Below are 11,884 nucleotides of genomic sequence, written 5' to 3'. Positions count from 1 at the left end.
GATGGTGGCGGCATAATCGCGGCGGAAATCCACTTAACGAAACGCCCGAAACTGTTCAGACAAACCGAACCACCTCTTATAACCGCAGAGGCAAGTCTACGCTTTCCAAAATTGATGGGATATTTAATGGTCCATATTAGAACACAAAAAAAGTGCTTCCGCGATTGTCGTTAAATCGCTCTCCCGATTACTCAACACAAAACCGGAAAAATCTGTTGTATCGAGGTGCGGATTGTTTGAAAAAGCAAATATAAAAGGCACAGATATATCATCAAGTTTTGTTATGAGTGGCAACACCTGATTAATATCAAGCGATATATCGATTATCACGCCATCAATATTAGCTCTTTCGAGAAAATCAAGCGCGCCCTGTATGGTATTGACCGGTCCCAACACCGTCGCTCCCATTTTCACAAGCTTATTTTGGGCCTCTTGCGAGAGTAAAAAGAGAGCTTCAAAGACCAGAATTTTCCGGTCAACGAATAAGCTCTTTCTATTATTATATGATTGGGCCATACCCGTTATTTGGCCATGGTTTGCAATGAAAAACAAGGTACTCTGTGAGTTAAGGCTATTTTTTAAAGAATATTATGAAAACTTTGATTTCGGTGCAGCAAAAATAATTTCATATCCCCTCAATCAATGTACTCAATTTACGGCGCGCACGATGCAGCCGACTTTTTACTGTTCCAATCGAGCAACCACAAAGTTGTGCAGTCAATTCATAGCTTTTTCCTTCCAGCACAACAAGCGAAAGGACATTTCGATATTTGACGGACAGAGATCGTAGAGCAATCTCTACATCCTTTGCTTCCATTGCCACCTCCTGTGAAGCATTAACGGTCGCTGTAAAATGTTCTCCCAGACCGGGTATTTCCCGCTGCTGCACGCGATAATTTGTGCAAAATGTATTGCGCATAATGGTAAATAACCAGGATTTGAGCGGAGAGAATGGTATATATTTCTGTCGGTTTGCCAATGCTTTTAATAAAGTCTCCTGAACCAGATCTTCCGCGTCTTCTTTGTCGCGGTAAAACGAACGGGCAAAAGCACGCAACGCAGGAATCATGGCAACAAGATCGTCTGGTTGTAAAGCGGCGTCTTGAATTGTCGCATCTTTACGAGACATCGCGTCGTGTTGATGCAATGATGTGACGATGAATAATATGGCCGCAGGGTCAAGCGTGTGGGCAGCGGGCTGGCTTGACGTTACGGTCCGCAGGCGCTGCGGATATAAATTGTTCGATATGATTTGCTCAGTTTTATCCTCGCGGTCTCGTTTTGGGGCTACCTTATCGGATCCCTGGCTTGGTTGAGTTCTCGTTAGGTGGAAGTTTGATACCTGGCCTCGTGTATGGATCTGTGCCATTTCTCTTCCTTTAGGGATTGCATGAATTACCAGTTGGCATACGATATGGACGCTAACCCATCATACCGACCGAGGTTCCGCAAAGATTTTGTAATAGTGATCACTTTTACCGGGGAAGTTAGTCCTGTGTTTCACCCGCCCCGTATATGGAGCGCGCTTGGTGAGACAAAAGAAGGACCCCCGAAGCGCTCGCGGCGTATGTCAGGATGGGACAGATAGGGTCGGCAATGTCCACTTCGCTCCGTTGCAATTGGGGCAGTGCTGTATGTCAGGCGATGGGCGCGAAATAACCATTCCACAACATAGACAACAATGTGGTTCATCTTCAGCAGGCGAAGGAAAGTTTGGGCGGCGGGGTACCAAATCGTGGGGAGGTACGATCAGCAACCCGGGCTTGGGACTTTGATATCGAAATACGCTGAGATTACCATTCGCTTCCACAAAGGCCCATTCAACCTCGCCCAGATTTCGGATTCCATGCAACCGAAGGCGCTCCATAACCTCCATTTCATTCATATCCCGTCTGGAACTGCCAGCTTGATTGATAATTCCCTCGTGCACCAATGTCGTAGGAGAATTATCGAATATCGATTTAAGCGGAGCCCAATTATGAATCCACCGATCCAACAATTTGGTGATGGTAATGATTACCGTTATCACCATCAGGGCATGAAGGATCGGGACATCGGCATAAAATGCAACATCTCCCACCGCTGAACCCAGAGCAATAATGAGGACAAAGTCCAACAAGGACATTTGCGCTACTGCCCGTCCACTTAAAACGCGAAGGAGAGCAAAACAATAAATATAGGAAAGAACACTGCGGAATATAATCTCGACAAAGAATAACAAAGGTTCTTCGCCCATCCACATACGAATGCTTTCAAAAGCAATCACGGGATCTTCCAATTGGCTCCTCCTTCACAGCAAACCGCGCCGGATTCTCCTGTCATGTTCAAACCGGCTTTAACAAACAGCAGGGCATTTGCATCTTTGCGCCCGACCGATTGATATTCAAACAAACTTGCAGGATGGCCTGAAGGTTCCAATAGCTTAATTATAGGTCTTGGGAACCTACAACCTGATCGATTGTTATAAAGAAAGAAATCCCGGCCCGGTCGGAAGCGCTCGTTCAGTCCGTCAAACAGGAATATTCAATGCCGCAACAACAGGGGATTATTCACGGTCCTTTAACGACGGGCGTTCTCCATTTATGCATCGACATGCAAAATCTCTTTGGAGAAGATTCACCCTGGAACGTTCCGTGGTTCCGCTTAATCATTCCTCCTGTTGTGGAAATATGCCGCCGCCATGCACAATCGACTATATTCACCCGTTTTATCCCCCCAGCATCGCCGCTGGACGCTGTAGGAGCCTGGAAGCGCTACTATAATAAATGGGCCGATTTAACGCTTGAACATATCGACCCGATGCTGCTTGAACTGGCCCCTCCGCTGCGCGAATTTATTCCACCTGCACGCGTTCTCGACAAAAGCGTCTACTCCCCTTGGACGGAAGGGAGGCTGCAAGGATATTTGCAAGGAAATAGAATACATACATTGGTCATTACCGGTGCCGAAACAGATCTTTGTGTCCTTGCCGGCTTATTGGGCGCAGTTGACCGAGGCTATCGGGTCATCATCGTGAGCGATGCCGTTTGCAGCACCTCCGATCAGTCTCATGATGCCATTTTATCACTTTGCCATAAGCGTTTCAGCGAGCAACTTGAGGTCATTTCAACGCAAGAGCTTTGCGCTGCATGGCCGTAAATGTCATGAATAGTAAATTAAACCCAATGGCCATAGGCCAATAGCCCCGCCGCAATTGGATTAACTTGATATAATATGACAACGACTGTGAAGGGAGAACGCTATTCCTAAATTTCCCCATGGCACCGTTCACAAAGCTCAAGAAGATCTGGAAACCGCCATCCGATCAAATCCAGATGTGTTCACATTGTGGGAAAAGCTGACGCCTCTCGGGCGCAACGAATTCATTTGCCGGGTTGAGGATGCCAAACAATCCTCCACACGACAACGACGCATTCAGAGAACCTGTGAAGAGTTGCTGGAAGGGAAAAAGCGCCCCTGTTGTTGGCCCGGTTGCACACACCGTACCGATAAAGCTCCGGGCCCTTGGCAACAGAGCACCCTGATTGATCGAAAGCCAAAGGACTCTGCTTAAACTGATGCGGATATTTTCTCTGTTTTTCCAGAGAAATCGTCTGCCGCGTTCGTTTCCCCTCCAGTTTGCCCTCTTTTGGGAACTATCTGATGCCAGCCCGGTTATGCTTTTTCTTGCGAGGGAAAAGCCGTGCCGCACGCTTTCTGGAAGGGCTATCTTAAACTTTCGCTCGTCACATGCGCTGTCGAGCTTATGCCCGCGACGAGCGAGAGCGACAAGATTCGTTTCCATATGCTCAATAAAACAACAGGCAACCGCATCGTCAGCCGCTATGTGGATTCGATGACGTATAAGACGGTGCGCGATGAGGATCAGGTGAAAGGTTTCGAGAAGGCCGAGGGAGATTACGTCGTTCTCGAGGATGAAGAGCTTGAGTCTGTCGCACTGGAAAGCACCCGAACCATCGATATCGACAAGTTCATTCCCTCTGACAGCATCGGCTGGATCTGGTATGACAAACCGCATTATCTCACCCCGTCCGACAAGGTGGGGCAGGAAGCATTTGCCGTTATTCGCGAGGCAATGGAAAAGAGCAAGGTCTTCGGCCTCGCCCGGCTCGTCATGTATCGGCGCGAAAGGGCGGTTTTGCTGGAACCCCGCAGCAAGGGGATTATACTTTGGACATTGCGTTTCGGCGATGAGGTGCGCAACCCCGATGATTATTTTGCGCAGATCGAAAAAAGCGAGCCGGAAAAGAAACTGGTCACCATGATGCGTGAACTCATAAGGGAACGCACCGAAGGCTGGGATCCGGACGTGCTGCAAGATCCAGTACAGAAAAATCTCAAATCCATGATTGCAACGCGCAAAAAGAAACGCAAACCGGCTGCCAGACCCAAGACCGAAGTCGCAACTCCTTCAGGGGGCAATGTCGTCAATATCATGGATGCGCTGCGCAAAAGCCTCGCAAGCGAGAAAAAACCCTCCTGAATTTATTTTGCCTTCATTTTTTGCAGCGGGACTTCCGCCTTGCGAAAATCCTGCCAGGGATCGCTTTCGAGCGCGGACAATCGCGTCGGGGCATTCAGAACGGTAAAATGCGCCGGACCAATCGCCGGGCTCAACTCGTTCCATGCAAGCGGCATGGACACCGCGGCCCGCGGCCGCGCACGCGGCGAATAGGGCGCCACTGCCGTCATGCCGCGCTGATTGCGCAGATAATCAATCAGGATTTTGCCCTTGCGTTTCGCTTTGGAAATCGTCGAGACGTAACGTTCAGGACTGTCGGCCGCCATCTGATCGGCAATGGCCTTGGTGAAGGTCTTTGCAGCTTGCCAGTCGGCCCGGGGTTTGAGCGGAACCACCACATGCAATCCCTTCCCGCCAGAGGTTTTGACAAAGGCGGCAAGCCCCTGCTTTTCCAGCCGCTCCCTTGTTTCAAAGGCCGCTTCAATGACGCGCTGCCAGGCGACCCCCTCCCCTGGATCAAGATCCATCGTCACCATGTCGGGCAGTTCCCAGTTTTTGAGCGTCGAACCCCAAGGATGGATTTCGAGCGATGCCGCCTGCACCAGTCTGATCAGCCCATCGAAATCCTTTATACTGATAAAGGGCTCCTCATCTTTGTCAGATGGGTCCTGTACTTCAACAATATGCTCATTCAGCCCTTTCCATCCATGTTTCTGGAAGAAATGCTCGCCCCCGATCCCCGTGGGGCAGCGCAGCAAGGCAAGCGGCCGGTTGATGATGAAAGGCTCGATAAGGGGCCAGATTTCGGCATAATAATCCGCAAGCCCCTGTTTCGTTACGCCTTCCTTGGGCCAGTAGACCCTGTCGGGATGGGTAAGCTTTACATCGGTCTCAGGCGTGTCGACATCAGACGTGATAGCAGGCACAGCTTGTTTCTCCCATTTGACGTCCTGAGCGGATTTATCGTCACGCAGGCCGCGAAACGCGGCATGGCGCAGCCTTTTGTCTGCCGTCCAGGCGCGAAACTCGATTTCCGCAACAAGTTCCGGCACAACGAATTTCACTCCGCGCTTTTCATCCGCTGTAAGTGGCGCCGCAAAGGGGGTTTCCTCCTGCCGCATGGTATGGAGTCGTTTATAAAGTTCCTTTGCGCTGCTGACCGAAAAGCCGGTGCCAACCCGCCCGACGGGGATCAGGCCCTTTTTGTCATGAATGCCAAGAACGAGCGAGCCGATCGCACCACGCGTCGCGCTTGAGGGTACAAAACCAGCAATGACAAACTCCTGCCGACCAATGCATTTTGATTTGCGCCAGTCCATGGTGCGGCCATTACTATAGGCTGCATCCTTGAGTTTCGAGACGATGCCTTCCAGCCCCAGCCCGCAGGCATTTTTCAAAACCGCTTCGCCAGCCGCCTCAAAACCCTCGCTGAAACGCACTGCCGCAGATGGTTGTGAAATGAGCTTTCTGGCCAGCACTTTTCGGTCCGACAGCGGGACGGCGCGAAGATCGCAACCGTCATAATAAAGAAGATCAAAGATGTAATAAACGAAACGGTCGGTTCTCCCTTCGCCCAGATCACTTTGCAGCGCCGAAAAGTCCGACAGGCCCGATTGATTTTCAACCACGACTTCGCCATCGAAAACCGCCGTTTTCACATCCGTAGCGAGCAGGTCTTCCACGATGGCCTGCCCGAATTTGCTGGTCCAATCTAGCCCGCCGCGTGAAAAAAGCATCACATTACCGTCAGCCAGATGCGCCTGAATGCGATAACCGTCGAACTTGATTTCGTGCATCCAGCGAACCCCCTCCGGCGCATCCGCGACAAGGGTGGCAAGTGCTGGCTCTATGAAATCCGGCATCTTCGATTTGACGGCTTGCTCGGGAAAGGACGCCGCTGCAGGCAGAGCCTTCTTTGCAGTTGCTTTCTTGCGGATCGGCCCGGTTTTGGAGGACCAGCCCGGCTCTTCATGTTCAACTTCGGCGATTACGCGTCCGCTCTTCACCGATTGCGGTTGCTCATTGAGAATATCGGCATCCTGGCGATTTCTCGCAAATTCATCATCGCCCTTGATGAGCAGCCAGTTTTCGCGCTTTTCACCCAGCTTACCATGCATACGCACCAGATGCCAGCGTCCCTTGAGTTTTTCGCCCTTCAGTTCGAAGACCAGATGGCCTTTTTCATATTGCTTGTGCGGATCGCCCCCGGGCTTCCAGCGGCCCCTGTCCCAGACAATCACCGTGCCACCGCCATATTCGCCCTTGGGTATCGTGCCTTCGAAACCAGCATATTCCAGAGGATGATCTTCGACATGCACGGCAAGGCGCTTTTCATCGGGCACAAGGCTCGGCCCGCGCGTGACAGCCCAGCTTTTGAGGACGCCATCCATTTCCAGGCGAAAATCATAATGCAATCTGCGTGCATCATGTTTTTGCACGACAAAGAGATTTCCCTTTGTGCGCAAAGTGCGCCCACGCGGCTCTCCGGTCAGGCTGAAATCACGCTTCTTGTGATAAGTATCAAGCGGCTGTCGCATGATCAGCCCGCCTTTCGGCTTTTCGCGCTGCGCCTGCCCGTTTCCGCGGATTTGCCCTTCAAAATACCAAGCTTTGCGCTTTTACGAAGCGCTTCCTTGAGATCGATGACCTCTGCGGTCCTGTGCGCTACCAGTTTTTTCAAGGGCTTGCCTTCAATCTTCGCCTTTATGAGTTCGGCAAGTGCTGCATCATAGCGATCATCAAAACCGGCCGGATCGAATGTCCCCATCTTTGTTTCGATAATATGTGTGGCGAGCGCCAGCATTTCCTTATCGAATTGAAAAGCCGGGAGTTCGCCGAAAACCTCGGCGGCAGAGCGCACTTCATAATCGAAATTGAGCGTGGTCGCGATCAGCCCGCCATCATAAGAGCGGATAAGCAGTTTGCGCGCCCGTCGAAACAAAACGGCTTCGGCAATTGCCGCCACCTTTTCCGCCTCCATGACTTGCCGTAGCAGCGCGAAACTTTCCGCGTCGCCGATCGGCGCAAGATAATAAGGCCGGTCGAAATAGACATCATCGATCTCATTGCATTTTACGAAACGCGTCACGTTCAGGGTCTTGTCGTTCTCGGGTATAGCCGATGCTATTTCCTCCGGAGCGAAGCTGATATAATTGCCCGAGGAAACTTCATAACCCTTCACCTGATCCTCTCGCGCCACCGGCTTGCCTGTATCGCTATCGACGAATTCACGGCTCAGCCTGTTGCCGGTTTTACGATTGAGAAGATGAAAAGAAACGCGTTCCGATGTGGACGCTGCCGTATAAAGCGCGACCGGACATAAAAGCTGATCAATTTTCAGCTGGCCCTTCCAGTTTGCCCGCATGGCCATCGGCTGCTCCTTTGGTCAGGTGCCGTCCTCGCTGGAGCTAGTATCGCCCGTGTGCTTGAGATAACGCGCATAGAGAAAGCCGCCAATAAGAAGCAGGGGTAACCCGACCAGTACGATCCAGAAAAAGAGTCCTCCCATCTCGTGCTCCATCGCTCTTTGTTATGCAGGAAAACTCCCAAAAACGCGGTATGTTCCATAGAACAGGAGCTGACATTCTGGCTCGCCTGAATATGTTGGTTCAGAAAACTGGCCGCTTGACCATTTCTTTGCCTGGACCATATCAAAAACTCCTCTATTGCGAGTTTCGCTAACCGCCAAGAGCTGGTCATGTTCCTTTTCACTTGTCCGTCACAGCTGCTAGACCGCAAAGTTTCGCGTCTAATGATGGAACAAAGTGTCTGCGAGCCGATTCGGAAGCTCGTTTACCCATCAGATATTCCCAACGGAGGAAGCATCATGTGCTACACTCCCACAGCGCCCTTCAAACATCAGATTACCCTTTTTCAACAAAGATCGCTTCGGAACGGGCGAACCGTCCCAGGAGATGAAGATATCGGCAAAATCCAAAGCACAGCAACAGGCTGCTGGCGCGGCTGTGGCTACGAAGCGCGGGGATAAATCAAAAAGCGAGCTCCGTGGAGCATGCAAGGAAATGGCCAAGTCCATGAGCGAGAAGGAACTCGAGGAAATGGCTTCTACCAAACAGAAGGGAAAGGCGGAGCATAAGTCAAAGTCCTGACACCCAGCCGTTCCATTCCACGACGCAGCCCCGACCGAACTAAGCTGACCGTCTCGATTTTTTTGCGACAGTGCGAAACAAAATTATTGCTGGTGGGTTGGGTGCACCGTTGTCGCAATTTTCAGTGGCACGACAAGAACAGTTCAGAACCATAAGGAGGAGCCGGAAATGGCCAGCACCAAGCAGCGTAATCTTGACGATCTTTTCTATGACACGCTCAAGGACATTTACTATGCGGAGCGCAAGATTCTTAAAACGCTTCCCAAGATGTCCCGTGCAGCCACAGATGAAAAGCTGAAGAGCGCGTTCGAAAAACACCGGGAACAGACCGAAGGACACGTGGAACGACTGCAACAATGCTTCGAGATTCTCGGTAAGCGTGCGCAGGGCAAGACCTGTGACGCCATTGAAGGCATTATTGCTGAAGGTGAGGAAATCATCGAGGAGTTTGCGAATAGTCCCGCCCTCGACGCCGGTTTGATATCCTCGGCACAGGCGGTCGAACATTACGAGATCACGCGTTATGGCACATTGAAACGCTGGGCTGAAACCCTGGGCCTGAACTGCCCCCCATTTCGACCGGACAGGTCGGCATAAGCAGAAAGGCTCAAGCACAGGCTTGAGGACAGGCTTATGTCTAACGAGTATCGACACGTTGAATTGCTGACGGGTGATGTTCGCCGCAGGCGGTGGACAACCGAGCAAAAGCTGACGATCATTGAGCAGAGTTTTGAACCAGGCGAGACGGTATCGTCTACCGCTCGCCGCCATGGCGTTGCGCCCAATCTGCTTTACCGGTGGCGCAGGCTCTTGAGTGAGGGAGGTGCTGCAGCCGTGGATTCTGACGAGCCGGTTGTCGGCAATTCGGAAGTGAAGAAACTGGAGGATCGCGTCCGCGAGCTGGAGCGCATGCTCGGCCGTAAGACGATGGAGGTCGAAATCCTCCGCGAAGCCCTTTCCAAAGCGGACTCAAAAAACGTATGGCCCGCCCCGTTTGCAATAGGATTTTTACGATGTTCTGATCAGTCTGCGTCAACGTATACGGTCTCATGAGCACCCCCATGGCCAAGATGGACATCCGCACGTTCAGAGCCCCATAAGCGGATCGGCAGTTAATGCCATTTTTTTGACCGGGCTTTCCAAACGCCGTTCGACTGTCAGGCCATCTTCACGATCCTTCCTGCAAACCTCATAGGCTAAGCGTTCTTATTGCCTAGCCGGTCTGATTACGCTACCGCAGGGCAACTGCGATCAAAGCCTGTTTCCTTACGCAAAACGGCCCATGCTATCCGCGCCAATTTGTTTGCTAGCGCTACAACCATGACGTTGCGGTGAACACCACGCTCCATCATTGCCTTGAGCCAACGGCCCGTTGGCGTATCACTCTTTGAGAGCGATGGCAGTGACGCTCGAGCGCCATGGATGAGCAAAGTGCGTAAATAGGTATTGCCACGTTTCGATATCCCAAGCAGTCGGGGTTTACCGCCGGTGCTGTACTGTCGAGGTACCAGTCCGAGCCAGGCACCCAGATCGCGCGCTTTGGCAAAGCTGCTAGCATTACCTACAGCGGCGACCAAAGCCGTGGCATTGAGTACGCCTATACCGGGGATAGTCGTCAGTCTACGCGTGGCCGCATCATTGCGTGCCAACTGGGTAAGCTCAGTATTCAATGCTCCGATCTTTGTGTCGAGTTCTTGCCACTCGGCGCGTAATTCACGAACCAGTTGTTGTACTCGCGACGATAATAATTTCACATCTTCGGCTAGCATGCTGTCCACGCCGAGTTCCAGTTTCCGCCGCCCGGCAGGAAAGATCACCCCGCGTTCCAGCAGAATTGCGCGAAGCTGATTGATGAGGTTTGTTCGCTCTGCCACAAGGCGAGAACGCACCCGATGCAGTGTCTGGATGTCCAGTTGCTCTTGGCTCTTCAGATCGACGAAACGCATCGTCGGTCGAGATGCAGCTTCGGCAATACCCTCAGCATCCCGATCATCATTTTTCTGGGCTTTGATATACGGGCGAACATATTCCGGCGACATCAGCCGGACCTCGTGACCTCGTCCCGTAAACAAGCGGCCCAGATGATGAGCTCCGCAGCAAGCTTCCATAGCAACTATGCAGGCGGGGAGTTTCGTTACGTAATCAATCAGTGTCTGGCGACGCATCGTTCGACTTGTAACTATTGCGCCGGTAGCGTCGACACCAACCACGCAGCAAGAGTTCTTGCCCAGATCAATTCCAAGGATCATTATGCTCATAGGCCCGTTCCTTTCTTTTTTCGCACCACAGCATCATAACAGACGCTGGGGATAGGGGCGGGCCATTCCATAAACGGATATCGCGGCCGATCTTGTTGCCGAAGGACGGTTCCCGATGAAGGCTGTCGCCGAAACTTTGGGCGTCTCCCGTTCCAACCTCATCGAGCGGTTGAAAGGTAGATCAAAGCCGCGCGGGTCCTATCATAAGGCCGAGGATGCGGAGCTCCTGCCCGTCATCCGCAGGCTGGTAGATGAGAGGCCAACCTATGGCTATCGGCGGATCGCCGCGCTCCTCAATCGCGAGAGGCGAGCCGCCGATAAGCCTGTCGTTAACGCCAAACGGGTCCATCGCATCATGGGCAACCACGGCATGTTGCTGGAGAAGCATACGGCCGTTCGCAAAGGCCGCATTCACGACGGCAAGGTCATGGTCATGCGCTCGAACCTGCGCTGGTGCTCAGATGGGCTGGAGTTCAGCTGCTGGAATGGCGAGGTCATTCGTCTCGCTTTCATCATCGACGCCTTCGACCGGGAGATCATTGCCTGGACGGTAGTCGCCAATGCGGGGATCTCCGGCTCCGACGTGCGCGACATGATGCTGGAGGCGGTCGAGACACGCTTCGGAGCAACGCGAGCTCCGCATGCTATCGAGCATCTCTCCGACAATGGCTCAGCCTATACAGCGCGGGACACGAGGTTGTTTGCCCAAGCGCTCAATCTGATGCCCTGCTTCACGCCGGTCGCCAGCCCCCAGTCGAACGGCATGTCAGAAGCATTCGTCAAAACCCTGAAGCGGGATTATATCCGCATATCAGCCCTACCGGACGCCGAAACTGCGCTCCGGCTCATCCACGGATGGATCGAAGATTACAACGAAATACATCCTCATTCCGCGCTCAAGACGGCTTCCCCTCGGCAGTTCATCAGGGCTAAATCAAACTAGCCGACCTGTCCGGTGAAATGGGGAGCACTCCACAGACCATCGAAACAGTCGATGATGGGTGAGAGATACACCTTGCCAGCCGGGATTTGGAATTCAGTGATATCGGTCAGCC

At 52.3% G+C, this 11,884-nt stretch carries 11 protein-coding genes and 3 pseudogenes; 7 read left to right on the top strand and 7 right to left on the bottom strand.

The annotated features are described in order from the left end of the window. Positions 1-123 precede the first annotated feature (123 nt). The 3 genes from DKP76_RS18610 to DKP76_RS18600 all read right to left on the bottom strand — a co-directional run bounded on the left by DKP76_RS18610 (position 124) and on the right by DKP76_RS18600 (position 2,278). Positions 124-516 (bottom strand): response regulator, encoded by a 393-nt coding sequence (locus tag DKP76_RS18610; RefSeq protein WP_109708140.1) that lies wholly within the window; start codon positions 514-516, stop codon positions 124-126. Between the two features lie 109 nt (positions 517-625). Beyond that, the gene (locus DKP76_RS18605) at positions 626-1,369 is read right to left on the bottom strand and encodes a sigma-70 family RNA polymerase sigma factor (protein WP_342587847.1); all 744 of its coding nucleotides are present in this window, start codon (positions 1,367-1,369) and stop codon (positions 626-628) included. A gap of 201 nt (positions 1,370-1,570) precedes the next feature. Beyond that, positions 1,571-2,278 carry a DUF421 domain-containing protein gene (locus tag DKP76_RS18600; RefSeq protein WP_146198957.1) on the bottom strand — a complete coding sequence of 236 codons (708 nt, stop codon included), beginning with the start codon at positions 2,276-2,278 and terminating at the stop codon, positions 1,571-1,573. 248 nt (positions 2,279-2,526) lie between these two features. On the opposite strand from DKP76_RS18600, the gene DKP76_RS18595 reads away from it, so the two are divergent. The 3 genes from DKP76_RS18595 to ku (DKP76_RS18585) all read left to right on the top strand — a co-directional run bounded on the left by DKP76_RS18595 (position 2,527) and on the right by ku (DKP76_RS18585) (position 4,483). Then, positions 2,527-3,138 (top strand): cysteine hydrolase family protein, encoded by a 612-nt coding sequence (locus DKP76_RS18595; RefSeq protein ID WP_109708138.1) that lies wholly within the window; start codon positions 2,527-2,529, stop codon positions 3,136-3,138. Positions 3,139-3,241: 103 nt separating this feature from the next. Beyond that, a complete protein-coding gene (locus tag DKP76_RS18590) occupies positions 3,242-3,553 on the top strand; it encodes a YdeI/OmpD-associated family protein (protein ID WP_109708137.1) in 312 nt (103 codons plus the stop codon). Between the two features lie 129 nt (positions 3,554-3,682). Next, positions 3,683-4,483, top strand: coding sequence for a non-homologous end joining protein Ku (gene ku, locus DKP76_RS18585; protein ID WP_109708136.1), 801 nt, complete (start codon positions 3,683-3,685; stop codon positions 4,481-4,483). A 2-nt stretch (positions 4,484-4,485) separates the two neighbouring features. Here the strand turns inward: ku (DKP76_RS18585) and ligD are convergent, their stop codons facing one another. Genes ligD through DKP76_RS19765 form a run of 3 tightly spaced genes read right to left on the bottom strand, consistent with a single transcriptional unit; the run spans position 4,486 to position 7,970 of the window. Next, positions 4,486-6,999 (bottom strand): DNA ligase D, encoded by a 2,514-nt coding sequence (gene ligD / locus DKP76_RS18580; RefSeq protein ID WP_109708135.1) that lies wholly within the window; start codon positions 6,997-6,999, stop codon positions 4,486-4,488. A gap of 2 nt (positions 7,000-7,001) precedes the next feature. Continuing rightward, complete coding sequence (ku, locus tag DKP76_RS18575; RefSeq protein ID WP_109708134.1) at positions 7,002-7,832, bottom strand: non-homologous end joining protein Ku; 831 nt, start codon at positions 7,830-7,832, stop codon at positions 7,002-7,004. Between the two features lie 15 nt (positions 7,833-7,847). After that, positions 7,848-7,970: a hypothetical protein gene (locus tag DKP76_RS19765; protein WP_280953626.1), complete on the bottom strand. Its 123-nt coding sequence runs from the start codon at positions 7,968-7,970 to the stop codon at positions 7,848-7,850. Positions 7,971-8,382: 412 nt separating this feature from the next. On the opposite strand from DKP76_RS19765, the gene DKP76_RS18570 reads away from it, so the two are divergent. The 3 genes and pseudogenes from DKP76_RS18570 to DKP76_RS18560 form a co-directional block, all read left to right on the top strand. Beyond that, a complete protein-coding gene (locus tag DKP76_RS18570; RefSeq protein ID WP_109708141.1) occupies positions 8,383-8,571 on the top strand; it encodes a DUF3008 family protein in 189 nt (62 codons plus the stop codon). Between the two features lie 168 nt (positions 8,572-8,739). Then, positions 8,740-9,129 (top strand): annotated as a pseudogene (locus tag DKP76_RS18565) (YciE/YciF ferroxidase family protein); the annotation flags it as partial. A 75-nt stretch (positions 9,130-9,204) separates the two neighbouring features. Continuing rightward, positions 9,205-9,546 (top strand): annotated as a pseudogene (locus DKP76_RS18560) (transposase); the annotation flags it as partial. A 251-nt stretch (positions 9,547-9,797) separates the two neighbouring features. Here the strand turns inward: DKP76_RS18560 and DKP76_RS18555 are convergent. Continuing rightward, positions 9,798-10,829 carry an IS110 family RNA-guided transposase gene (locus DKP76_RS18555; protein ID WP_109708133.1) on the bottom strand — a complete coding sequence of 344 codons (1,032 nt, stop codon included), beginning with the start codon at positions 10,827-10,829 and terminating at the stop codon, positions 9,798-9,800. A 73-nt stretch (positions 10,830-10,902) separates the two neighbouring features. Here DKP76_RS18555 and DKP76_RS18550 point away from each other — a divergent pair. Further along, positions 10,903-11,772 (top strand): annotated as a pseudogene (locus tag DKP76_RS18550) (IS3 family transposase); the annotation flags it as partial. Positions 11,773-11,884: the final 112 nt, after the last annotated feature.

Origin of the sequence: Falsochrobactrum shanghaiense, assembly GCF_003149535.1 — a bacterium.
Lineage (GTDB): Bacteria > Pseudomonadota > Alphaproteobacteria > Rhizobiales > Rhizobiaceae > Brucella > Brucella shanghaiense.
Note: the sequence above shows the minus strand (reverse complement) of the source record. Positions and strands in the feature narration are given on the sequence as shown.

Excerpts from the sequence above, each read along its gene's own strand:
- DKP76_RS18610 (WP_109708140.1), bottom strand. The coding sequence starts at position 516 with ATGGCCCAATCATATAATAATAGAAAGAGCTTATTCGTTGACCGGAAA.
- ku (WP_109708134.1), bottom strand. The coding sequence starts at position 7,832 with ATGGCCATGCGGGCAAACTGGAAGGGCCAGCTGAAAATTGATCAGCTT.
- ligD (WP_109708135.1), bottom strand. The coding sequence starts at position 6,999 with ATGCGACAGCCGCTTGATACTTATCACAAGAAGCGTGATTTCAGCCTG.
- DKP76_RS18595 (WP_109708138.1), top strand. The coding sequence starts at position 2,527 with ATGCCGCAACAACAGGGGATTATTCACGGTCCTTTAACGACGGGCGTT.
- DKP76_RS18555 (WP_109708133.1), bottom strand. The coding sequence starts at position 10,829 with ATGAGCATAATGATCCTTGGAATTGATCTGGGCAAGAACTCTTGCTGC.
- DKP76_RS19765 (WP_280953626.1), bottom strand. The coding sequence starts at position 7,970 with ATGGGAGGACTCTTTTTCTGGATCGTACTGGTCGGGTTACCCCTGCTT.
- DKP76_RS18605 (WP_342587847.1), bottom strand. The coding sequence starts at position 1,369 with ATGGCACAGATCCATACACGAGGCCAGGTATCAAACTTCCACCTAACG.